General features: G+C 63.5%; 22 protein-coding genes. 14 read left to right on the top strand and 8 right to left on the bottom strand.

The window, feature by feature from the left end; translation table 11 throughout:
* Genes F600_RS0115920 through F600_RS0115910 form a run of 3 tightly spaced genes read right to left on the bottom strand, consistent with a single transcriptional unit; the run spans position 1 to position 2767 of the window.
* Positions 1-1248, bottom strand: a complete 1248-nt coding sequence (locus F600_RS0115920) for an acyl-CoA dehydrogenase family protein (protein ID WP_018161623.1) — start codon at positions 1246-1248, stop codon at positions 1-3.
* Positions 1249-1283: 35 nt separating this feature from the next.
* Positions 1284-1475 (bottom strand): ferredoxin, encoded by a 192-nt coding sequence (locus tag F600_RS0115915; protein ID WP_018161622.1) that lies wholly within the window; start codon positions 1473-1475, stop codon positions 1284-1286.
* Positions 1472-2767 (bottom strand): cytochrome P450, encoded by a 1296-nt coding sequence (locus tag F600_RS0115910; protein ID WP_018161621.1) that lies wholly within the window; start codon positions 2765-2767, stop codon positions 1472-1474. The genes F600_RS0115915 and F600_RS0115910 overlap by 4 nt, the downstream gene beginning before the upstream one ends.
* A 239-nt stretch (positions 2768-3006) precedes the next feature.
* On the opposite strand from F600_RS0115910, the gene F600_RS0115905 reads away from it, so the two are divergent.
* Positions 3007-3651, top strand: coding sequence for a TetR/AcrR family transcriptional regulator (locus tag F600_RS0115905; RefSeq protein WP_169798394.1), 645 nt, complete (start codon positions 3007-3009; stop codon positions 3649-3651).
* A gap of 6 nt (positions 3652-3657) precedes the next feature.
* Here the strand turns inward: F600_RS0115905 and F600_RS0115900 are convergent, their stop codons facing one another.
* The 5 genes from F600_RS0115900 to larC all read right to left on the bottom strand — a co-directional run bounded on the left by F600_RS0115900 (position 3658) and on the right by larC (position 9793).
* Positions 3658-4833 carry an acyl-CoA dehydrogenase family protein gene (locus F600_RS0115900; RefSeq protein ID WP_026306590.1) on the bottom strand — a complete coding sequence of 392 codons (1176 nt, stop codon included), beginning with the start codon at positions 4831-4833 and terminating at the stop codon, positions 3658-3660.
* Positions 4834-4928: 95 nt separating this feature from the next.
* A complete protein-coding gene (locus F600_RS0115895) occupies positions 4929-6557 on the bottom strand; it encodes an acyl-CoA synthetase (RefSeq protein ID WP_018161618.1) in 1629 nt (542 codons plus the stop codon).
* Positions 6554-7675, bottom strand: coding sequence for a CaiB/BaiF CoA transferase family protein (locus F600_RS0115890; protein ID WP_370670692.1), 1122 nt, complete (start codon positions 7673-7675; stop codon positions 6554-6556). The genes F600_RS0115895 and F600_RS0115890 overlap by 4 nt, the downstream gene beginning before the upstream one ends.
* Positions 7666-8592, bottom strand: a complete 927-nt coding sequence (locus F600_RS28625) for a HoxN/HupN/NixA family nickel/cobalt transporter (RefSeq protein WP_081628887.1) — start codon at positions 8590-8592, stop codon at positions 7666-7668. The genes F600_RS0115890 and F600_RS28625 overlap by 10 nt, the downstream gene beginning before the upstream one ends.
* A 10-nt stretch (positions 8593-8602) precedes the next feature.
* Positions 8603-9793, bottom strand: a complete 1191-nt coding sequence (gene larC / locus F600_RS28620) for a nickel pincer cofactor biosynthesis protein LarC (RefSeq protein ID WP_018161615.1) — start codon at positions 9791-9793, stop codon at positions 8603-8605.
* Positions 9794-9867: 74 nt separating this feature from the next.
* Here larC and F600_RS30555 point away from each other — a divergent pair, with 74 nt between their 5' ends.
* From F600_RS30555 to F600_RS0115815, 13 genes are read left to right on the top strand one after another with little or no spacing between them, the layout of a single operon-like run.
* On the top strand, positions 9868-10449 hold the full coding sequence (locus tag F600_RS30555; protein WP_018161614.1) for a TetR/AcrR family transcriptional regulator: 582 nt from the start codon (positions 9868-9870) through the stop codon (positions 10447-10449).
* The gene (locus F600_RS28610) at positions 10449-11099 is read left to right on the top strand and encodes a 4Fe-4S dicluster domain-containing protein (protein WP_018161613.1); all 651 of its coding nucleotides are present in this window, start codon (positions 10449-10451) and stop codon (positions 11097-11099) included. The genes F600_RS30555 and F600_RS28610 overlap by 1 nt, the downstream gene beginning before the upstream one ends.
* On the top strand, positions 11096-12460 hold the full coding sequence (locus F600_RS28605; protein ID WP_018161612.1) for a hypothetical protein: 1365 nt from the start codon (positions 11096-11098) through the stop codon (positions 12458-12460). The genes F600_RS28610 and F600_RS28605 overlap by 4 nt, the downstream gene beginning before the upstream one ends.
* 2 nt (positions 12461-12462) lie before the next feature.
* Positions 12463-13470: an LLM class flavin-dependent oxidoreductase gene (locus F600_RS0115860; RefSeq protein WP_081628874.1), complete on the top strand. Its 1008-nt coding sequence runs from the start codon at positions 12463-12465 to the stop codon at positions 13468-13470.
* Positions 13467-14264 (top strand): hypothetical protein, encoded by a 798-nt coding sequence (locus F600_RS0115855; protein ID WP_018161610.1) that lies wholly within the window; start codon positions 13467-13469, stop codon positions 14262-14264. The genes F600_RS0115860 and F600_RS0115855 overlap by 4 nt, the downstream gene beginning before the upstream one ends.
* Positions 14261-15160 carry a molybdopterin-binding protein gene (locus F600_RS0115850; protein WP_018161609.1) on the top strand — a complete coding sequence of 300 codons (900 nt, stop codon included), beginning with the start codon at positions 14261-14263 and terminating at the stop codon, positions 15158-15160. The genes F600_RS0115855 and F600_RS0115850 overlap by 4 nt, the downstream gene beginning before the upstream one ends.
* The gene (gene larB, locus F600_RS0115845) at positions 15160-15807 is read left to right on the top strand and encodes a nickel pincer cofactor biosynthesis protein LarB (protein WP_018161608.1); all 648 of its coding nucleotides are present in this window, start codon (positions 15160-15162) and stop codon (positions 15805-15807) included. Before F600_RS0115850 ends, larB begins: the two co-directional genes overlap by 1 nt.
* Positions 15804-16613 (top strand): ATP-dependent sacrificial sulfur transferase LarE, encoded by an 810-nt coding sequence (larE, locus tag F600_RS0115840; protein WP_018161607.1) that lies wholly within the window; start codon positions 15804-15806, stop codon positions 16611-16613. Before larB ends, larE begins: the two co-directional genes overlap by 4 nt.
* Position 16614: 1 nt before the next feature.
* Positions 16615-17358 carry an SDR family NAD(P)-dependent oxidoreductase gene (locus F600_RS0115835; RefSeq protein ID WP_018161606.1) on the top strand — a complete coding sequence of 248 codons (744 nt, stop codon included), beginning with the start codon at positions 16615-16617 and terminating at the stop codon, positions 17356-17358.
* Positions 17355-18989, top strand: a complete 1635-nt coding sequence (locus F600_RS0115830) for an FAD-dependent oxidoreductase (RefSeq protein WP_018161605.1) — start codon at positions 17355-17357, stop codon at positions 18987-18989. The genes F600_RS0115835 and F600_RS0115830 overlap by 4 nt, the downstream gene beginning before the upstream one ends.
* Positions 18990-19040: 51 nt before the next feature.
* Complete coding sequence (locus F600_RS0115825; RefSeq protein WP_018161604.1) at positions 19041-20204, top strand: thiolase family protein; 1164 nt, start codon at positions 19041-19043, stop codon at positions 20202-20204.
* A gap of 3 nt (positions 20205-20207) precedes the next feature.
* Positions 20208-21401, top strand: coding sequence for an acyl-CoA dehydrogenase family protein (locus F600_RS0115820; protein WP_018161603.1), 1194 nt, complete (start codon positions 20208-20210; stop codon positions 21399-21401).
* Positions 21398-22123 (top strand): SDR family oxidoreductase, encoded by a 726-nt coding sequence (locus F600_RS0115815; protein WP_018161602.1) that lies wholly within the window; start codon positions 21398-21400, stop codon positions 22121-22123. Before F600_RS0115820 ends, F600_RS0115815 begins: the two co-directional genes overlap by 4 nt.
* Positions 22124-22127 lie beyond the last annotated feature (4 nt).

Here is a 22127-nt window from a genome sequence, read left to right as displayed (position 1 = left end):
TCAGGCTCTTAACAGACCCTTGGCGACGTGCGTGATCTGCACTTCGTTCGCGCCGGCGTAAATCATGAGCGACTTGGCGTCTCGCGCCAACTGCTCGACGCGGTACTCCCGCATGTAGCCGTTACCGCCAAATAGCTGGACCGCGTCCATCGCCACGTCGGTTGCCGCTTCGGAGGCGTACCACTTCATCGCGGACGCTTCAGCCAGCGACGGCGTCTTGCCGTCCTTCTGCATGGCAAGCACCTTGAAAAGCATGTTCTGCACGTTGACGCGGGCGACTTCCATCTTCGCGAGCTTGAGCTGGATCAGCTGGAAGTCAGAGATCGGCTTGCCCCACAGTTCGCGCTTCTTCGCGTAGTCCAGCGAGACGCGCAAGCACTCCTCGATGACGCCGAGGCTGAGTACGGCAAGCCCGACGCGTTCCTGCACAAACCCAGATTTCGCGCTCTCACGCCCATCGCCCTGGCCATGGTTCTCGGTCTCGCCGAGAAGCCGGTCCGGAGTGAGACGGACGTTGTCGAAGAACAGTTCACCGGTCGGCGACGAGTTGATGCCCATCTTCTTGAACCGCTTGCCCTGCGTGAGGCCTTGCATACCGCTGTCGAGGACGAAAGTCAGCACCTTGCGACGCCGCTTGTCCGCGCCGTCGCCCTCATCGAGCTTGGCGTACACGACGATGACGTCCGCATCAGGGCCGTTCGTGATGAACGTCTTCTGTCCGTTGAGGATGTAGTCCGCGCCGTCGCGGCGAACGGAGGTCTTCATTCCGCCGAACGCGTCCGATCCCGAGTCCGGCTCGGTCAATGCCCATGCGGCGATCTTCTCGAGCGTGACCAGCTCAGGCAGCCAGCGCTTCTTCTGAGCCAGCGTGCCTCGCGCCATGATCGTCGAGGCGCCAAGCCCGATGCTGACACCCATGATGGAGCACAGTCCCATGCTGACTTTCGTCAGTTCCTTGGTCATGATCAGCATCATGGCTTGCTGTGCGGCCATGGCGTCTCCACCGCCTGATGACTTCGTCCGCTCCGCCTGCTTTCCCGCCTCGCGGTCGGCTTGCTTCGCAAGCATCTTCTCGACGGATTCACGCGCCATTGCGTCGATACCAAACGTGGCAAAGAGCTTGCGCAGCAATGGGTATGGCGACATCGTGCCGTCTTCAAGCGCATCGATGTGCGGCCGGATCTCAGCATCGACGAAGTCGCGAACTGCCGCCTCGACGAACTGCTCGGTTTCATTCCACTCGTACATGGGACCTGCCTTGGAAGGGAAGTAGTGACTTCAGTTCAGTCGGCGATGAGGATCGCCCGGAGGGGACAACTGTCGATCGCGAGGTAGACCTCATCGACCAGTTCCGACGGAACGTCATCGACGAGCACCTCGGCATTACCGTCTGCGCGCAACCCAAAAACGCTGGGAACGAGCGCAACACACATCGCGTGGGCGTCACAAAGGCGCTGATCAACCGTGATTTTCACGACTCGAGCCGCTCCAGGCGGACGGGCATGCCGTCGATGGGAGTTGGTCCCGTCGCCCAGCCGAGTTCCGGTTCGTAGCCGTCGGCAATACTCACTCGGAAGTCCAGGAGCAACTGGTGGACGATCGACTTGACTTGCAATCCGCCGAAGTACTGGCCGATGCACTTGTGAGCGCCGCCACCGAACGGAGCCCAGGCAAAGCGATGCGCGTCATCCTCGTGGCGCTCTTCGGTAAACCGTTCGGGGTCGAACTCGTCCGGGTCGATCCACGGTGCCATTCGCATCCCGGCGTACGGACTGGCGATCACAATCGTCCCCTTGGGAATGAACCGGCCACCGATCTCGGTGTCGCGGACCGCTTGCCGAGCGTGCTGTCCAACCGGCGCGTAGAGGCGCAGGGTCTCCTTGAACACCAGCTCCAGGCTCGGCAGCTGGCTGAGATCGTCGAAGTCCAACGTTTGTTTGCCAAGAGCCTGAGACTCCGCCCGCAGACGGTCTTGCCACTCGGGGTACTTCGCAAGGTGGTAGAGAACCATGGTCGTGGTGACGGTCGTCGTGTCATGTGCGGCCATCATCAGGAAGATCATGTGGTCGACGACGTCGTCGTCCGTGAAGGTGTGGCCCTCGTCGCTCTGGATGTGACACAGCGCGCTGAACAGGTCGGTTCCAGTTCCCGCCCGCTTTGCCGGCATGTCGCGGCGGAAGTACTTCTCAAGCAGTCGCCTGCCCGCCAGTCCACGCGCCCAGATGCCGCCAGGGACATCAGCGCGGATCATCGCCTGCCCGCCGTGGACCGCATCCTCGAACGCGTCTTTCAGACGGGTGGCCTCGGGCCCGAGTTCCGTGCCCATGAATACTTCGGCAGCGATGTCAAGCAAGACCGTCTTGACCTCAGGAAACACGTTAAAGGAGGCGTTTGGTTGCCAGTTGCGTACCGCTTGTTCGATGCGCGGATTCGCCAGTGCGAGGTACCCCTCGAGGCGTGGCCGGGTGAAGGCCTTCTGCATGATCCGGCGATGGTAGATGTGATCGTCGAAATCACGCAGCAGCAGGCCATCTTTGAAGAACGGGCCGATCAGGAATCCGTAACCGCCTTTGGCCGAGAAATCATGGTTGCGATCCAGCAGCAACTGCTCCGTGAGCTCGGGACTGCCAAAGCCAACGACCTTGCGTCCCAAGACGCCGAACCACGCGATATCACCCTCTCGTTGGAACAACTCGCGGGAGAAGCCGAGAGGGTCAACGAGAGCATTCAGGCTGTACCCGATCAGCGGCGGTCCGTACGACCCCATCACGGGGATGAGGTCACTGCCAGGAGGCGGCGTTGCCAGAGGCGTGGAGCGTTGTGGGTAAAGCTTCGAGAGTGAAGCGCCGGCAGTTTGAAGCCGCCGGGAAAGTGTCGTGAGCAAAATGCCCCCTTCGCGTCATTGCGATGGATCGTCGTTACAAATCGAACTCGATCCGGTTCGTAGGACAGTACGCCCTCCGAATGTCCTACGCTAGGCCTGGCGCCGATATGATTCACTGTGTGATGACCGCAACAGACCCCAGCGAATCCGATGGCGATCGGTGGCGAATTCGGGATCAGGCCACAGATCTGACTCGCGAACGAATCGTCGATGCCGCGATCAGCGAATTCGCCGCGCGCGGAGTCCGTCAGACGTCGATGGAACATGTGGCGCTCGCCGCCGGCCTGGCGCGATCCGGGGTGTACCGGTACTTCCCTTCGAGACCCGAGCTGATCCAAGCGGCACTGATGCAGCAGCTGTCTCGGTTCCTCGTCGAATTCGACCGCGCCACGCAGCATTTGCCCGACGTCGCAGATATCGCGGTCGAGGGATTCGCTTTCGTGGTCAGCTTCGGTAGGCGCAATCCTTTGCTCGCGGGCGTGCTGACCGGCGATTCCGACGAGCTGATGCCCTATCTCGCAGCGCATGAAGCGTCCATGATCGACATCGGCCGGCAATTCGTGACAGCTCGACTCGACCGCGTTGTGGCCGATCATGTCCCCGCAGAACTGAAGCAACAACTTGCCGAGACTGCTGCACGACTGACGCATTCGTTTCTGGTGAACCAGCAAAGCGTTGTCGATCTCGATGACCCGCGCGCGGTTCGCGAATACGCACGGGCCTTCCTAGCCCCGTTGGCGGCTGGACTGACGGGACACGACAGGTAGTGCCGACTAACGCCGCTGGTTGAGCCGCTTGCCGAGCAACTGAGCCGCGATCGTGTTCTTGAGCACCTGGATCGTGCCGCCAGCGATCGAGGAGACAATGACGTCGCGGAAGCAACGCTCCGGCGGGAAGCCCGTCACCAGCCCATTTCCGCCGAGCACTTGCATCGCCTTCCAACACACATCGCGAGCCATGTCCGCCGCATGGAGCTTGGCGACCGAGACGTCGAGGGCGTTAGGAAACTTGCCGTTTGCGGCGGTCAAGGCCGCCTTGTAGGTGAGGTAGCGGACAGACTCGATCTGTGTCCACATCTCCGCAATGAGGTGATAGACGGCTTGGAATTCGTTGATCGGCTGACCAAATTGCTCGCGCTCATGGGAGTAGGCGACCGCTTCATCGAACGCTCCTTGGGCCAGGCCCAGGCACATCGATGCGATGTAGAGGCGTTCCATGTTGAACGCTTGCATCAGCGTGGGGAAGGACCCCTCCCCGAGTAGCAGGTTCGACGCAGGAATGCGGCAGTCCTTGAAGTACAACTCTCCGTGCGACGAGCCACGTGAGCCCATGTATTCCGGCCCCTCGCCGAGGGTGAATCCTGGAGTGCCCTTTTCGATGACCACCGCGCCGATGCCCTTCATACCCGGCGTGCCATTGAGTCGCACGAAGGTGACGTATACGTCGTAGTCCGGTGCACCCGTGATGAACCGCTTCTCGCCATTGATGACGAGCTCATCGCCGTCGAGGTAGGCCGAAGTTTCGATGTCGGTGACGGCCGAGCCGTGCTTAGGCTCGGACAGTGCGATCGCGGCAGTCTTCTCCCCCGACGCGATCATCGGCAGGTAGCGCTCGTGCGCCGCCTTGTTGTCGGAGATCATGATGACCGACGGTCCGGTGCACGTCGTAGCAAACAGGATGTCTCCGGCCATCCACGATTTCATCGCGCGACAGGCTTCCTCGACCGCAAGCGAGAACTCGATTGCGGTCAGTCCCCGCCCACCGTATTGGGTGGGGATCGTGAGTCCGGCGAGTCCCAACTCGACGGAATGCTGGACCATCTCGGCGATCGGCGCCGAATCGGCACGGTCGATCTCGGCCGCCCTTGGCGCCCACTTTTCACCGAATAGTCGTGCCCTCGCACGAATGTCCTGTTGGACAGGGGTCAGGTCGAACGCTGAAGAATCCACGGTGGTCCACTCCTCGATGAAGATGCGCAAAGTTTAATCGATATTAAATTAAAAATTGAACAGGTGACGCTCTCGTCAGGACGCCGAAAATCCGATCAGAGCCTGCGCAACTCGCGCTTGAGCACCTTTCCCGTCGGGTTGCGGGGCAATTTGTCGATGAACAGCACGTCGCGCGGGACCTTGTACCGAGCGAGGTTCGACTTGACGTGGTCCTTGACGTCCGCAGCCGTGACCGCATGACCGTTCCGGACAACCACGACAACCCGGAGGCGCTGGCCGTACTGCTCGTCGTCAACGCCGAACGCGCTGACTTCTTCGATCGACGGAAGCGCAGCGAGCAACTCTTCGACCTCCCCGGGGAAGACGTTCTCACCACCGGACACGATCATGTCGTCATCGCGCCCGTCGATGAAAAGTCTTCCGGCCGAGTCGAAGTGACCGACATCGCCAGAGGCCATCAACCCATTGATTCGGTCCTTGTCACCGCCCCCGGTGTAGCCCTCGAACTGGAGGGAGTTGCCGACGAAGATGCGTCCGATGGCGCCGGGTGGAACCTCCTTGCCGCTGTCGTCGTAGATCTTCACCACAGCGCTGCGAACAACACCCCCAACACAGGAAGGCTCGGCGGCCAGGTCGGCCGGGGTAGCAATCGTCGCGTACCCGACCTCGGTCGAGCCGTACATGTTGTACACGACGGGGCCTAGCGCATCGGTCGCCCGCTTGCACAGGTCGGCACCCAAGTGTGAACCGGCCGCCCACACGATCCGCAGCCTGCTCAGGTCGCGTCCAGCGCGCGCGTCAGGACCGAGATCGACGATGCGCCCGAGCATGACCGGTACCAGGACCATGGCGGTGGCGCCGTGCTCGGAAAGACTGTCGAGTGTCTGCTGCGGGTCGAAGCGACGGCGAATCACCAACGTGGAGCCGAGAATTGCAGCCAGCATGACGTGCGCGAAACCGAGGGTATGAAACAACGGCGCCGGGCACTCGGTGACTTCCTCGGTGCGAAACGGAACCTTGCTCAACACGGCGCCAAACGGCGCGAGAGACTTTGGCTCGCTCCGCGGTGCACCCTTCGGAGTACCTGACGTGCCGCTGGTGAGAAGGATGAGTTTCGGCTCCATTGTGGCCGGTGGCGGCGCTGCAGACGATCCGCTCGCGATCAGTGCCGCAAGCGAGTCCTCGCACGGCGTATCGGTCCAGGCCCGGAATCGGCCGCGACGAGTTTCGACACCGACGAGGATGTCGGAGTATTCGTCATCGAATACCAGCAGGTCCGCACCCTCGCGCGCTGCCACTTCACGCAGCTGCGGCCCGGCAAAGTCGGTGTTCAGCAGCACGATCCGCGCTCCGCACTTGGCCGCGGCGAAGACGGCATAGTGAAAACCGCGGTGGTTGCGGGCCAGGACTGCAACTCCCTCACCCGGCTGGAACCCATTGCTGCGCCACGCATTTGCGATCGCGTTTGTGCGGTCGTCGAGCTCGCGGAACGTCACCGTCCCGAGCTCGTCGATGATCGCCGCCCGGTCGCCGTAGCGTATTGCGCCAATCGTGGGTATCGCGCCGATGACACCGCTGCGACGAACGGCCGCGATCATTCTCACGAGTTTGTCCGGCCGTTGCGGTGTAAGCAGGCCGGCCTCGGCGGCCAACTTGGCGTACGTCGCTTCGTCGACGACACGGTTGACTGTGCGTGCGGCGCGGGACAGTAGAGCCTTCGTCATGAGTTGCTCGCTGACTCAGGAGTCCGAGTCCACACGTCCTCGAAGGCCGCCGCCTTGGTCGGCGGCGGAGTCGGCACGTTTGGCGGAGTTCGCGAAAATCGTGGCGCGGGCGCGTGCTGAGGGATGTTGTCGATCGCGACAACAGACTCGCGAGCCACCAGGTGTTCGTCCACGATGGCTTCGGCGAACGTGAGGACGGGCGTCACACAGGCGTCGGTCCCCCGAAAGACTTCCGTCCACTCGTCGCGTGTTCTGGCGGCGAATGCCTCGGTAAACAGCTTGGCGAGGTGCGGCTGACCCGCCGGATCGTATTGGGCAGGCAGTCCGTCCGGATTGATGCCCAACCCGCTGAGCAACTGAGCGTAGAACTGCGGTTCGATCGCGCCGACGGCCATGTACTTTCCGTCGGACGTCTCGTATGTGTCGTAAAACGCCATTCCACCGTCAAGCAGATTGACCCCACGTTCGTCGGACCAGAATCCCGTTCCACGCATGCCCCAGATCAGATGGGACAGCGCGACCGTGCCGTCGACCATCGCCGCGTCGACAACCTGTCCCTGGCCGGAATTCTGCCGCTCGAATAGCGCGGACATAATGCCGAAAACCAGGAACATCGAGCCGCCGCCGAAGTCGCCTACGAGGTTCAACGGAGCTACCGGTCGCTCCCCCTTTCGACCCATGGCGTGCAGGGTCCCGGTCATCGAAATGTAGTTGATGTCGTGGCCGGCACGGTCCGCCATCGGCCCATATTGACCCCACCCGGTCATCCGGCCGTAGACGAGTCGCGGATTGCGGGCCAGACATTCGTCCGGGCCCAGGCCCATCCGCTCCGCGACACCGGGCCGATAGCCCTCGATGACAACGTCGGCCTTGTCGATCAGGTCGCGCACTCTCTCAAGATCAGCCGAGTCCTTGAGGTTGGCCTCAACGATCGTGCGTCCGCGCGACTGCGGGCGGTCGGGCGAACCCACCAGCTGGCCGGGTCGCTGCACGCGCACGACATCGGCACCGAGATCTGCCAGCAAAAGAGCCGCATGCGGACCCGGGCCGATCCCGGCCAACTCCAGGACCCGCAGTCCGGTCAGCGGACCGGCACTTATGGTTGCCTTCATTTCAATTCCTTTCTCATGGGTTGAATGGCGAGGGTGAGAATCCAGGTGGCCGCGAATAGCGCAGCGATGAGGACTCCCGACTCGCCGAAATCGATGTGCGTCGTCCAGCCGAGCGGCCCGACGACCGAGACGATTTCCTGAACACCGATCACGAGCGCAACTGCCACTGACAGTCCAGTGACGGCCACGTTGTAAGTGAGCTTTCGACCCGGCCTCGCGAACGCCGAGCCGTAGACGCGGGCCATCAACGAACTGTCCAAGACGTCGAAAAGCACCATCCCGGCCGAGAACAAGATCGGCAAGACCAGGATCGAATACCACGGCAATCCTTTGCCGGCCGCAGTGCCGGCGGTGGCCAACAAGCCGATTTCCGTCACAGTGTCGAAACCCAGGCCGAACAGGAATCCGACGGGATACATGTGCCACGGCTTCCGGACGACATTCATGAGCGGACGAAGGACACGGTTCAAGAACCCTCTCGAATCCAGCTCGCGATCGAGAAGTTCAGCGTCCGATCGCGCTCGAAGGATGCGGACGAGCGAAGCGAGGTTGAGTAGTCCGATGACCACCAGAAAGACCCCGGAGACGGTTGGCCCCAACATGCCCGCGGCGCGCTGCAACGGCGAATCCGGGTCGATGACGTCAGTCGCCCCAACCCCGATCGCAGTCAGCGCCACAAGAATGACCACAACCGTCGAATGCCCGAGCGCGAACCACATTCCGACCGATACGGGCTTGACGGTCGGGCGCACGAGGCGTCGCGTGGCGTTGTCGATCGCGGCGATGTGGTCGGCGTCGAACGCGTGCCGCAGGCCAAGCGTGTACGCGGTCAGCCCGAGCCCGATCCCGAGCGCGCCCGGCCTTTCCAACACGAGCAGTCCGCCGAGGCCGACCAGATGCAGAAGTACAACGGTCAGCCACATGCGGCTCACCTCATGCCCCACGAGCCGCAATTTCGTCGTGTGCATGCGCCAGAGCCGATGTCCAGACGGCCTTCACCGTCCGACCGGTCTCCTGGGCAACCCGGACACAGTCGCGGTGCTCCGGCTTCAGGTTGACGATTTCGTCGCCGAGCAGGCCGAGCTTGATGCTCACCGGGTGGCCGTCGACGTGCACGGTGATGAACTCGCGTTGTAGCGCCCATCGATGTTCCGAGCGTCGAGCACGAACCCCAAGAGCGGTCGTATGACGCAGGATGACATCAGCGACAGGTCGTTCCTTGGCCTCCGGGACCAGCGCACACAGGGTGATTCCCGGCCGGCCGCGCTTCATGACGATCGGCGTCGTCCACGCGTCGGCAGCGCCGGCCGCGAGGCATGCGTCGATGATGTCGGGGACGAATTCCGGGACGAGGTCATCGAGGTTTGTTTCCAGCACGATCGGTCCGCTCGATCGGTCGAGCCCGGCCGTGCGTTGCCCGATCAGCGCCCGGACGATGTTCGGAACGTCCTTCGAATCCCGCTGCCCGGCACCACAACCAACCGATGCCAAGGTCATGACGGGAATGCCGCCGAAGCTCGAGGCCAGTGCCGCAACGAGGGCGGCGCCAGTCGGGGTCACCGTTTCGCCGGGAACGACAGCTCCGGACACCGGTACGCCTCGCAGCAGCGCCAAAGTGGCTGGCGCGGGAAGCGGTAACAGTCCATGCGCGCCCTTGGTGACACCTCGCCCGAGCGGCAACGGCGAGCACACGACTTCGTCGATGTCGAGATCCTCGAGAGCCAAAGCGACGCCACAGATGTCGGCGATCGCATCGTGCGCACCGACCTCATGAAATTCCACCTCGTCGGGCGATACGCCGTGTACATGCCCTTCGGCGATGGCGAGCAGTTCGAAAGCTTTGTGGGCCCGGACACGTGCACGTTCGGGCAACTCAGCGGAATCGATGATCGCTCGCACGTCGCGCCAGGTCCGATGTGAATGGTCGTGACCCGTCACCGCGACGTCGAGCAGGAGCGCGCCCGCGCCTTGCCGCTCGACCCGCTTGACCTGCAGCTCGACGCCCACAGCGGGCAGTTGTGCCTGGATTGACGTCAACGAAGCGCCGGCATCGATGAGCGACGCCATCAGCATGTCGCCGGCGATGCCGCCGACGCAGTCGATGTACAGCACGTTTCCGCTCATAGCGTCACTCCTTGTCGTGGCATCTTGACGAAATAATACGATTACTATTATTTTTAGTCCAGAAGGAGGTCCCGATGACGACGAATGGCCAGCCCGAAGCCAAGCAGGATCGCTCACGTGCCAACCGCGAGTTGCTCGTGGACGCATTCCTCGAACTGCTGCGCGAGAAGCACTACTCCGACATCAGCATCGCCGAGGTCGCTCGCCGCGCCGGACTCACCACCGGTGCGGTCTACGCCCGATTCGGCGATAAGAGCGGTGTCGCGGTTGCGGCGCATGACCGGTTCGCCGAGGAATCAGTTCGAACGATGACCGCGTGGGCCGGCCAATCCCGATGGGAGACCGCCACACCCGCGGCGATCATCGACAGCTGGACGCGTGGCGCCATCAACTTCGCGCGCACGTATCAGCCGATGCTGGTTCTCATGTTCGCCGACCCGGCGGTCGGTCAGCGGTATGAGTCGCTCATCGCGGAACCTCCGGAACTCCTGTCCCGACTGCTCAGCCGCGTAATGCCAGAACGCGAAGGATTCCACGACGACGTCGTGTGGGCCGGACGAGCAGCTCTTGTCGTCATCGACCGCTTCGGCCCGGATTCCGCGGACCTTGCCGAGCGGATTCACACGATGCTGCACAAACTAATCGGAGTGTCCTGATGTTCATCACTTCCGCGATCGTCGCAATCGACGACGAGAAATGCGTTGGCTGCCGTCGTTGCACCGCCGTATGCCCATCAGAAGCGCTCAGCATGGACGGCCACCTTGCGGTGCTGACCGACTCGAAGTGCGTCGGCTGCTTCAAATGCGTCGAAGCCTGCTACCCCTACAGCGCGATATCGATCAAGCGCGATCCGCAGCCGCGTGAGCTTAAGGTGCCCGAAGCCGACTACCCGCAGCCGGAAGTCGACGACCTCTGCGCGAAGGCGAGATTCGCGCCCGACGCGATCGTGTGCGTGTGCACGCAGACGACGGCAGCGGAGATGGCCGCGGCCATCGTCAACGGAGTTCACACCCCGGAAGAGTTGACGCTCGCCACCGGTGCACGCACCAAGTGCGGTATGTGGTGCCTCACTCCGACGATGCGATTGCTCGACGCGCATGGAGTCACGATCGACCGACCCGCCGCCGACCGTCGCATTTATCCAGAGGGCTCGGGCACCGAAACCGCGATCTGGACCATTCCGGAACACGTGGCCGCCAAGTACCCCGAATACCGCATCGCCGAGAACATCGCCGCCATCGAAAACGGCACCAGTCCCCAGGCGCAGTTGTTCCCAGATATTCAACCCGGCAGGAGTGACTCATGATCCGGCCAGCGGTGACGCCTCCCCCACTCGACTTCTCCTACTTCGCCTACGGACGCACGCCGCCCGCCACCCGTGCTGCCGAGTTACCCGGCATGTGTTCGGTCGCGGTGCAGGACCTCTTCGACGACCTGCCCGATCCCATTTACAACAGCGGCGGTGACCCCGCGCCCGTCCGTAACGCCGCGCATGAGTCGCTCGCCGGCGTCGACATGGCGATGATCGGACCCGACGACTCGGTGAACATTCTGTGCTCCGAACACGGCTTCGCGTTGATGGGCGGCCACGCGTACGCCGAGTTGCTCAAGACGATCCGGGACGAGGTGGTCCAGCGGACCGGCACCGCGAACATCAAGCTCGCGCTGTCCTCCGCGTCGAGCAAGTTCGAGCGGTTCGAAATCCTTCCAAAATATGGACTCGACACGTACTTCGAGGGCAAGGTCATCAGCTTCGGCCCATATGACACCGGTATCGAGATCGAGACCGAAATTGGTGTGCTGTACGGGATTCGGGCCGCGTACAACGCCCGGTGGCTCATCCACGTGCACTACGACGACCCGCGCGAGGTCCACTATCACCACGTCAACGGCCGACTCCTGAAGTCGTTCACGATGAGCTACGCCCGCATGGAAACGCGTTCGATCTTCCACACGAACTTCCCCACGCGCAGTGCCAACATCGTGCCCCGCGCGATCTACGAATCCATGTATATCCAGGAGCGATTCGCCTTTGCGGTCGCGCTCAAAACCGCGCCCACCGGCGTGATGGGCGTCGACGCCGACAACGATCTCATCGCGCTAGATCACCGCGTGTGCGGGCACATCTTGCGGCGATTCGGAAAGATGCTCGAACTCTTCAACACGGTCGACTCGTGTTTCGTCGTCGCCGACGACACCCGATGGCTGCCCTATCAGCACGCCGGCGGAATGACCGCATGCGCGTTGTACGCGGCCGGAACCGACCATCTGGACCTCGATTTGCCGACCGATGGACAGGTCCATCACGTCAGCAAGACGTCGCTGGGCGGACCAGTCAAGGCGGTCGTGCTGAATTACGCGTGGAAGCTGTTCTTCGCGCACAATCTGACGATCGCCGCTGGCGCCGTCGTCGGCAAGGACGCGCAACGAATCCACGCCAATCGTGAAGTCATCGTCGCGACAGACCTCGCCGAGGCAGTGCGTATCGCCGCTGAACGGACCGGCACCGAACGGGGCATCGTCTTCGACGGCTCGTACGGCGCGATCAACATGACCCGGGCGATGGCCGAGTATCTCCTCGCGCAAGCGCCCGAAGTGTCCCGCCGCGTAGACGAAGAACTCATGCCGAAGTGGTTGCGCCAGCGCAACCTGTCCCCTGTGGCCTGACCATGGCGCATACATTTCGCGCGGCAATGACGCCGCCGTACGACTTCGGTCCGGGTTCGGTGGAGCGCACGGTCGAGTTCATCCAGTGGGCCGAATCGATTGGCTACCAAGATGTTTGGCTTCCCGATGCCGGACGGATCGACGCGCTGACACTCGCCGCAATCGCTCTCGCGCGTACTGAGCGGATGCGGGTTGGCATTGCGGTCGTGCCGGCATTTACCCGTACTCCCGCAGTGCTCGCGGCGACCGTTGCCACCCTTGCGGACATCGCACCCGGCCGGTTCGCGCTCGGGTTGGGATCGTCGTCCGAAGCGATGATCGAGGGCTGGCATGGGTTATCGCTCGACCGGCCATTGACCCGGATGCGAGAAACCCTCACGGTGTTGCAGCAGATGCTCGATGGAAAGAAGACAGACTTCACCGGCAGTCTGGTGCGCAGCACTGGGTACCAGCAACCACCACTGAGCAGAGACGTTGCGATACTCCTCGCCGCACTCGGCCCAAAGATGACCGAGCTCGCCGTCAGCTCCGCCGACGGGATCATTCTCAATTTGTTTCCGTTGCAGGTGCTCGACGAGACGATTGCCCAGATCCGGGCAGCAGCTCATTCAGCCGGGCGCGAGCCCGGTGACATCGAGATCGGCAGTCGGTTCCAGGTGGCGGTAACCGACAACGTAGACGAGGCACGCGCGATTTTTCGTTTCGCGTTTTCGCCCTATTTCACCAACCCGGTGTACAACCGCCACCTGGCCTCGGCCGGCTACCCCGAAGAAGCAGCCGCGATCCTCGAAGCAGGGTCGACGCGCGACTGGACGCGTGCACGAGCTGCGATGACCGACGACCTTGTCGATTCGATCGCCGTGATCGGCGACAAAGAGTACTGCCAGGAACGCGTTCGAACCTACGTTCGCGCTGGCATCACAACGCCAATGCTGTTCTGCCTGTCGTTCGATCCGAACGTCCAGCGCGACACCTTTGCCGCGTTCGCGCCCAAGGAGTTCCAACCATGACCGATCCACGAGCACTGCTCTTCGCCGAAATCGTATCCCAGCAGGTCACAGCGGCAATTATCGCTCACGAAAGTGGCATTGTCGCCGGAGTCGACGCCGCGACGGACGCTGCCGCAGCACTGGGACTGACCATCGTCGACAGTACGACCGACGGTAAGCCGGTGTCCCCGGGCGATGAAGTCATCCGGATTTCCGGAACGCCGCTTCAGATCGCTCAGGCTGAGGAACAGTTGATTGGCCTCCTCGGGAAGCCGTCGGGTATCGCGACCGCCGCCCGCGTGTTCGTGGACCGTGCCGCCGGAGGTCCACGCATCGTCTCCGGGGCGTGGAAGAAACTGCCGTTATCGCAAAAGGACATGATTCGCGCGGCGATCACCGTCGGCGGGGCCAGCCCTCGAATCGCTAAGTGGCCGTTCGCCTACCTCGATAAGAACATCGTCACGATGCTCGGCGGAGTCCAGGCGACGATGGATGCCGTTGATGCCCAGCCCGGACTGAACGGATTCCGAACCACGATCCAGGTCACCAATGGCGAGGACGCCGTCATCGCAGCCCGCGCCGGCGCGGACATCGTCTTCGTCGATACCGGTCGTATCGACGATGTCCGGGCTGCCGATTCGCAGCTCCGGGAGTCAGGATTTCGAGAGAGCGTCGAGCTCGCTTTCGGCGGCGGCGTCCGGCTCGAGGACATCGATGAACTACGCGCCCTCAAAGTCGACATCGTCGATATCGGCCGGGCCATCGTCGATGCACGACTCCTCGATATGAGCCTGAAGGTCGTGGACGTCAAATGACCGCCCCCGAATGGAACTTGCTGGAAAAGACCGAGTTCCGCATCGAAAACATCGCGCTGACGGGCGCCAACCTCACCGAGGTCGCCGCTGTGGTCGCGGATGTTCTCGGCTTGCCGCGCGCGGACGTCGTCGTCATCGATGCCCGAGACGAATTGCTCACTCTCGACATTCTCCGCACAACGCTGGACCCCTATGCGGTGGCTGGCAAGCAGTCGATGCTTCTTAAGGCGTTGGGCCAACTGCCTGGAATCAACGTCGACGAGCGCACTTCCGTCTGCTCGGAAGGTGTTCTTGGCTGGCTCGCAGCGGATTCGGCGGAAGCAGCCCAGGCACTCGACCGTTCGATAGAAATGGCGAGCGAGATCACGCGCCGCATCGCAAGCCGAGCGATCGTGTTCTCCACCGGGCCGGAGGTCATCTCCGGACAAATCGAAGACACCAACAAGCCGTGGATTTCCGAACGACTGCGTGGCGCCGAATTCTCCGTCACCGAAGGCCGCAACCTGCCCGACGATTCCGAGCTCATCGCGGCGACGATTCGGCAAGCGGGTGAGGAAGGCGGCTACGGGCTCATCATCACCACGGGTGGCGTCGGTGCCGAGGGTAAGGACGGCACGGTCGAAGCTTTGCTGTCGCTCGACCCGGAAGCGGCAACGCCCGCGGTCTTCTTTGTCGAGCAGGGGCACGGGCGACATGTGAAAGGCCAGGTCCGCATCGGTGTCGGCACGGTCGGCACCGCGATCGTCGTATGCCTCCCCGGCCCCCATACCGAAGCGACTTCCGGAACGGACGCGCTTCTCGCGGCACTGAAGTCATCGCGGGAGCCAGCCCGACTAGCGGCCGCTGTCGCGGACACGCTGCGGGCCCGACTCCGCCATCATCACGAGGCGCACTGATGACCCCCGATGTGATCCTCGACTTCGAACGCACCCGCCGGATCGGTATCAGCGAGGCCGTACTGTGCGATCCGAAGACCGACGCCCAGATCGTTTCGGTGCTTGAGAAGGCCGACGCAGCGTGTCGAGCCATGCTGTTGACGAGGCTCGACGCAGACCGATTCGAGCGACTTCCGGCGGATTTTCGCGACCGCATGGATTACGAGGAACTGTCGCGGACCGCGTTCTTCGGAGCGCCCACCGCACTCTCGACCACAGCGCACGTAGCCGTCGTCACGGGCGGCACGTCGGACATCCCCGTCGCGCGCGAAGTTGTGCGCACGTTGGCCTTTCATGGTCATCGCGCCGACGAGACGTACGACGTCGGGGTGGCCGGCCTGTGGCGAATCCAGCAACACGTCGCAGAGATCGCTACCCACCAAGTCGTCATCGCCGTCGCGGGAATGGACGCGGCGTTGCCGACCGTGCTCGCCGGTCTCGTCCCCGGAGTGATCATCGCTGTGCCGACCTCCGTGGGCTACGGAGTGTCGGCCGGCGGAACCACCGCACTGCACAGCGTGCTTGCCAGCTGCGCGCCCGGACTGGTTGTCGTCAACATCGACAACGGTTATGGAGCGGCCTGCGCCGCGATGCGGAGCCTGCGGTGACCAGCCAATTCGATGCACTGGTCGCACATTTGCGGACGCTCCCACCGATAGCGGTCGCGGTCAGCGGCGGAGTCGACAGCCTGACCCTCGCCACGCTCGCGCATCGCGTCCGCGGCGCGGACACCGAGATGTTTCACGCGGTCTCGACAGCCGTTCCCGCCGAGGCGACCGGCCGCGTGCGCGAATACGCGCTCCGCGAAGGCTGGACGCTGCACGTCATCGACGCAGGCGAAATGAATGATGCTGCATACCTGCGTAATCCAGTGAACCGCTGCTACTTCTGCAAGACCGATCTCTACGGATCGATTGCCGCGCGGACGAGCGCAATACTGCTCTCCGGTACGAACACCGACGACCTCGGTGACTATCGGCCGGGACTCAAGGCCGCGCTCAAGCATGGAGTCCGGCACCCCTACGTCGACGTCGACATCGACAAGATGGGCGTCCGTGCGATCGCCCGCCAGATGAACCTCGACGACGCCGCCGAGCTGCCCGCAGCACCCTGCCTCGCGAGCCGGATCGAAACCGGCATACCCATCGCACCCGGGCGATTGATGTTCGTTCATCAGATCGAGCGCGCGCTCACCGAACTTCTCAACCCGGAAACCGTCCGGTGCCGCGTCCGGGACGACGGCGTCGCCATCGAACTCGACGAAGCCGCGCTGCGACGCATGACACCGATTCACAGACAGCTGATCGCCGCCGACGTCAGGAAGCTCTGGCCGGACGAAACACCACCTCACACCATCGAATTCGAGTCCTATCGGCGCGGTAGCGCCTTCCTCCATTTACCGAAAGCGAACTGACATGACTGATCTCAGCGGAAAAGTTGCCCTCGTCACCGGCGGCAGTCGCGGACTTGGGCGCGAGATGGTGCTCGCGTTTGCCGAGCACGGCGCCGACGTCGTCATCGCGAGCCGCAAACTGGATTCGTGCGAGAAACTCGCTGCCGAAGTACGCGAACGGTTCGGGCGCAAGGCATGGCCCGTCGCGGTCAACGTGAGCAATTGGGAGCAGTGCGACGCCCTCACCGAAGCCGCGTATGCCGAGTTCGGACGCGTGGACATCCTGGTCAACAACGCGGGCATGTCTCCGCTGTTTCCCAGTCTGTCCGGCGTGACCGAGGCACTCTTTGACAAGGTCATCGGGACCAATCTCAAGTCCGCGTTCCGGCTGTCGGCAACGATCGGCGAGCGTATGGCGGCCGGCTCCGGCGGCACGATCATCAATATCTCGTCGTTCGGTTCCCTGCGCCCCGACCCCGTGTTTCTGCCCTACGCCGCGGCCAAGGCCGGACTCAACGCACTGACCGAGGGCTTCGCCAAGGCCTACGCACCCAAGGTGCGCGTCAACACGATCGTGTGCGGAACCTTCGCCACCGACATCAGCAAGGCCTGGACACCGGAGATTTTCGATCTCATCAGTAAGCAGATTCTTCTGGGACGGGTCGGCGAACCCGCCGAGATCGTGGGCGCTGCGCTCTACTTCGCGTCCGACGCTTCGAGCTACTCCACCGGCACCCTTTTGCGACTCGACGGAGGTCCGCGATGACACACGTCATCACCCAGCGATGCTGCAACGATGCGAGCTGCATCGCCGCCTGCCCCGTCGACTGCATCCGCCCGAATCCGTCGGACCCGGATTTCTCCACCACCGAGATGCTCTACATCGATCCCCAGACGTGCATCGATTGCGGAGCGTGCGCCGATGCGTGCCCGGTCGACGCGATCTTCACCGAGCACGACCTGACGGCCTCACTCGCGCGCTACACGGACATCAACGCTGCCTACTTCGAGCGCAATCCATTGACGCCATCTGTCGCTCAGCCGACTCCGCCGCCACGCATTCACACCGAGGTCGGGCCGCTTCGGGTCGCGATCGTCGGAGCGGGTCCGGCCGCGTGTTATTCGGCGGTCGAACTGCTGACCCATACGAACGCCCAGGTCGAGATGCTCGAACGACTGCCGACTCCGTATGGCCTCGTGCGAGCCGGCGTCGCTCCGGATCACTCCGGCACCAAGGGCGTGACGGCAACGTTCGAATCGTCGTTCAAGCGGGCGGCGTTTCAGTACCACTTGAATGTCGAAGTCGGCAAGCATATTTCACACGAGGAACTGCTCGAGCATCACCATGCGGTGATCTATGCGGTCGGCGCGTCGACAGATCGCCAGCTCGGGATTCCCGGCGAAGATCTGCCGGGCAGTGTGGCCGCGACTGAGTTCGTCGCCTGGTACAACGGTCATCCCGATTACGCCGATCGGAAGTTCGATCTCTCTGGCGAACGGGTGATCATCGTCGGCAACGGCAACGTCGCGATTGATGTGGCACGGATTCTCACCATGAGCCCCGGCCAACTAGCGCGCACTGATATCGCTGATCACGCGCTTGAAGCGCTGCTTCAGAGCAACGTCAGGGAGGTCGTGCTGCTGGGCCGACGCGGGCCCGCGCAGGCGGCCTACACCTCCCCCGAGTTCCTCGCGTTGGGCTACCTCGACGGCGTCGACGTGATAATCGACGATGAGCTGAAGCCTTCACCCGAGCTCAAGGTCCAGCTTGCCTACGAGTACTCGCAGCGTGCGGCCAGCCCTGACCATCGTCGGATCGTGTTCCGCTACTTGGCTTCACCCGTCGAGGTGCTCGGCGCCGATCGAGTCGAAGGCGTCCGGATCGTCAAGAACGAACTTGTCGCCGACGGAGCAGGGTTCAGCGCCAAGCCGACCGGCGAGACCGAGACGATCGAAGGATCGCTCGTGATCAGGTCGATCGGCTATCGCGGGGCGCCGATCAGTGGTCTGCCCTTCGACGAACGCCGCGGTATCGTCCCGAATCACGAGGGTCGCGTGCTCCATGACGGCGAGACCATCGCCGGGGTCTACGTGTCCGGTTGGATCAAGCGCGGGCCGCGCGGGGTCATCGGCACGAACAAGACCGACGCCGAACAGACCGTCGCAGCCCTGATCCAGGACTTCGCCAACGGGAAGTTGGACCGACCCGTCAATGATCGGAAATCGCTGGACGAATTGCTGGCCGAGCGTCAGCCCGATCGAGTTGACCGGGCTGGATGGCACGCAATCGACGAAGCCGAGCGACGTCGTGGCAAGCCGCAGGGGCGGCGACGGATCAAGTTCACCAAGGTCGACGAGATGGTCAACGTCGCTCGTACAAGTACTGACAATGTTTGAACGCGAACAGATTTCGACGGGGACAGCCGACTTCACGAAGGGAAACCAAGCATGTCTGCCGTGATCGTTGATGTCGTTCGCACGCCGTCTGGGAAGGGCAAGGCCGGTGGAGGTCTGTCCGGCATTCACCCGGCCACGCTGCTCGCGGGGGTGCTGCAGGACCTCATCACCCGCAACGACCTGGACCCCGCACTCGTGGACGACGTCATCGGCGGCTGCGTCACCCAAAGCGGCGAACAAGCATTCAACATCAGCCGCACCGCCGTACTCGCCGCCGGATTCCCCGAATCGGTTCCCGCCACCACGGTCGACCGCCAATGCGGGTCAAGCCAGCAGGCCGTGCACTTCGCCGCCCAAGGCGTGATGGCCGGCGCGTACGACATCGCCATCGCGTGCGGCGTCGAGTCGATGAGCCGCGTCCCCATGTTCTCCAACGCCCAAGGCCACGACGCCAACCGTGGTCCCATCGAGCACCGCTTTCCCGGTGGGCTGATCGGCCAAGGCATCGCCGCCGAGCTCATCTCGCGGCGTTGGAAACTCGACCGGGCCACCCTCGATGAGTTCGCGGCCCGCTCACACCAACTCGCGGCTTCGTGCGCCGCAGCGGGCGGCTTCGACAACGAAATCGTTCCGGTCGGCGACTTTGTAGCTGACGAGACGATCCGCGCGACCACCACTGCCGAAGGTCTCGCGGGTTTGAAGCCGGCGTTCACCGACGACACCATGCACGAGCGCTTCCCCGAGATCGAATGGTCGATCACGCCGGGTAACTCCTCGCCCCTGACCGACGGGGCCTCCGCCGCTTTGATCATGAGCGAAGAAAAAGCCAACGCCCTCGGTCTGAAGCCGCGCGCACGTTTTCACTCGTTCGCCGTGACCGGCGGCGACCCGCTGCTCATGCTCACCGCCGTCATCCCCGCCACCCAGAAAGCGCTCGCCCGGGTAGGCCTGACGATCGACGACATCGACGCCTACGAGGTCAACGAAGCCTTCGCGCCGGTACCGCTCGTCTGGGCGCATGACCTCAACGCCGACCCCGCCAAGCTCAATCCGCGCGGTGGAGCGATCGCGCTCGGACACCCGCTCGGTGCATCGGGCACGCGCATCCTGGCCACCATGCTCAACCACCTCGAGCAGACCGGCGGCCGCTACGGCCTGCAAACCATGTGCGAAGCCGGCGGCTTGGCGAACGCCACGATCATCGAACGGCTCTAACCCATGACGATCGAACTGTCGCACTCCCCCAACGTCACCGACCTCGTCGAACGCACCCGCCATCTCGTCGACGAGATCGTCCTGCCGGTCGAAACAGCGCACCGCGGGTCCGGACACGATGCGCCCGATTCGGTGCGCCGCGCGTTGCAGACCGCAGCCAAGGACGCCGGGGTGTTCGCACCCCACGTCTCCGCTGAGTTCGGCGGACTCGGACTCAATATGCGCGACCGCGCACCCGTGTTCGAAGCCGCCGGGCACTCGGTGTTCGGGCCGCTCGCGCTCAACTGCGCCGCACCCGACGAAGGGAACATGCATCTGCTCGAGGTCGTCGCGACCGAGCAGCAGAAGCAGAAGTTCCTCGCGCCACTCGCAGCGGGCGACACCCGCTCATGCTTCGCCATGACCGAGCCCTCGCCCGGTGCCGGGGCCGACCCCTCAGCCTTGAGCACCGCCGCGACCAAGACCTCCGCGGGTTGGCTCATCAACGGCAGTAAATGGTTTATCACCGGCGCGAACGGCGCTGGTTTCGCGATCGTCATGGCCCGCACCAGCGGCGAGCCAGGTAGCCGGGGCGGGGCGACGATGTTCCTCGTCGACACCGACACCCCCGGCTTCAAGCACGTCCGCGACATCGACACCCTCGACATCAGCATGTTCGGCGGACACTCCGAACTGTTGTTCAACAACCTCGAAGTCGGCGACGACGCCGTCCTCGGTGAGGTCGACAAGGGCTTCGAATACGCTCAGGTCCGCCTCGGCCCGGCCCGCATGACGCATTGCATGCGCTGGCTCGGCGCCGCCCGCCGCGCCGCCGACATCGCCATCGAACGAGCCGCCACCCGCAAGGCCTTCGGCGGCCGGCTTGGCGAGCTTGGCATGGTCCAGCAGATGATCGCCGACAACGAGATCGACATCGAAGCCAGCCGCGCCTTGATTCTCAAGGCCTGCTGGGACCTCGACACCGGGGCACCGAGTGCGCAGATCACCTCGATCGCGAAGACCTTCGTCGCCGAAGCGGTCAACCGGATCGTCGACCGATCACTGCAGGTCTGCGGCGCACTCGGTGTCTCCGGCGACGCACCCCTTGCCCTGATCTACCGCGAGGTCCGCCCGTTCCGCATCTACGACGGACCCTCCGAAACACATCGCTGGGCCATCGCCAAACGCGTCATCCGGGAAAGGCAGCGGACCTCGTGACCGCCACCGCGTTGATCACCGGCGGGTCCAAAGGAATCGGCGCCGCGATCGCGGCCCGCCTCGCCGACGAGGGTTACGTACTCACCCTCGCGGCACGTAGTCAGGACGACCTCGATAACACGGCTGCTCGTTTGAACACCGAAGTCCACACGGTCGTGGCTGACATGAAACGCGAGGAGGACGTCCGCGCGCTCGCCGCATCGCACCGAGAACGGTTCGGCCGGCTCGACGTACTCGTGATCAGCGCCGGCGTCGGCACCGCCGGACCCATCGCCGACATGCCTATGCGCACCTACGAACGCACCCTCGACGTCAACCTGCGTGCACCAATCGTGCTCATCCAGGAGACCCTTCCGATGCTGCGGGCCGCCGCGGCAGCCAACCCGAAAAGCGGCGCGAAAATCATCGTCCTGTCATCGATCACCGGCGTCGCCGGCGAAGCCAACCTCGCCGCCTACGGCGCCAGCAAGGCCGCGCTCATCTCCCTGTGCGAAACCGTCTCCCTCGAAGAATCCGCCCGCGGTGTCGCCGCAACCGCCATCTCCCCCGGCTACGTCGACACCGACCTATCCGCCTGGAAACAATCCGAACTCGACCCGTCAGCGATGCTCACCGTCGACGACGTCGCCGAGCTCGCGATGGCGATCACCCACCTGTCCGCCAACGCCGTCGTGCCCAACATCGTCCTCTCGCGCGCGGGCAATCAGCTCTGGCGCGCGTGAGCAC

Origin of the sequence: Smaragdicoccus niigatensis DSM 44881 = NBRC 103563 (assembly GCF_000380645.1) — a bacterium.
In the GTDB taxonomy this organism is placed as follows: Bacteria; Actinomycetota; Actinomycetes; order Mycobacteriales; family Mycobacteriaceae; genus Smaragdicoccus; species Smaragdicoccus niigatensis.
The sequence above is the reverse complement of the archived record's forward strand: the minus strand, read 5'-3'. Positions and strand labels throughout refer to the sequence as shown.

Bases quoted from the DNA above. Each gene is read 5' to 3' on its own strand.
- F600_RS0115920 (WP_018161623.1), bottom strand. From the start codon at position 1,248: ATGTACGAGTGGAATGAAACCGAGCAGTTCGTCGAGGCGGCAGTTCGC.
- F600_RS0115910 (WP_018161621.1), bottom strand. From the start codon at position 2,767: ATGGGGTCGTACGGACCGCCGCTGATCGGGTACAGCCTGAATGCTCTC.
- F600_RS0115905 (WP_169798394.1), top strand. From the start codon at position 3,007: ATGACCGCAACAGACCCCAGCGAATCCGATGGCGATCGGTGGCGAATT.
- F600_RS0115895 (WP_018161618.1), bottom strand. From the start codon at position 6,557: ATGACGAAGGCTCTACTGTCCCGCGCCGCACGCACAGTCAACCGTGTC.
- F600_RS28625 (WP_081628887.1), bottom strand. From the start codon at position 8,592: ATGTGGCTGACCGTTGTACTTCTGCATCTGGTCGGCCTCGGCGGACTG.
- larC (WP_018161615.1), bottom strand. From the start codon at position 9,793: ATGAGCGGAAACGTGCTGTACATCGACTGCGTCGGCGGCATCGCCGGC.
- F600_RS30555 (WP_018161614.1), top strand. From the start codon at position 9,868: ATGACGACGAATGGCCAGCCCGAAGCCAAGCAGGATCGCTCACGTGCC.
- F600_RS28610 (WP_018161613.1), top strand. From the start codon at position 10,449: ATGTTCATCACTTCCGCGATCGTCGCAATCGACGACGAGAAATGCGTT.
- F600_RS28605 (WP_018161612.1), top strand. From the start codon at position 11,096: ATGATCCGGCCAGCGGTGACGCCTCCCCCACTCGACTTCTCCTACTTC.
- F600_RS0115860 (WP_081628874.1), top strand. From the start codon at position 12,463: ATGGCGCATACATTTCGCGCGGCAATGACGCCGCCGTACGACTTCGGT.
- F600_RS0115855 (WP_018161610.1), top strand. From the start codon at position 13,467: ATGACCGATCCACGAGCACTGCTCTTCGCCGAAATCGTATCCCAGCAG.
- F600_RS0115850 (WP_018161609.1), top strand. From the start codon at position 14,261: ATGACCGCCCCCGAATGGAACTTGCTGGAAAAGACCGAGTTCCGCATC.
- larB (WP_018161608.1), top strand. From the start codon at position 15,160: ATGACCCCCGATGTGATCCTCGACTTCGAACGCACCCGCCGGATCGGT.
- F600_RS0115835 (WP_018161606.1), top strand. From the start codon at position 16,615: ATGACTGATCTCAGCGGAAAAGTTGCCCTCGTCACCGGCGGCAGTCGC.
- F600_RS0115830 (WP_018161605.1), top strand. From the start codon at position 17,355: ATGACACACGTCATCACCCAGCGATGCTGCAACGATGCGAGCTGCATC.
- F600_RS0115825 (WP_018161604.1), top strand. From the start codon at position 19,041: ATGTCTGCCGTGATCGTTGATGTCGTTCGCACGCCGTCTGGGAAGGGC.
- F600_RS0115820 (WP_018161603.1), top strand. From the start codon at position 20,208: ATGACGATCGAACTGTCGCACTCCCCCAACGTCACCGACCTCGTCGAA.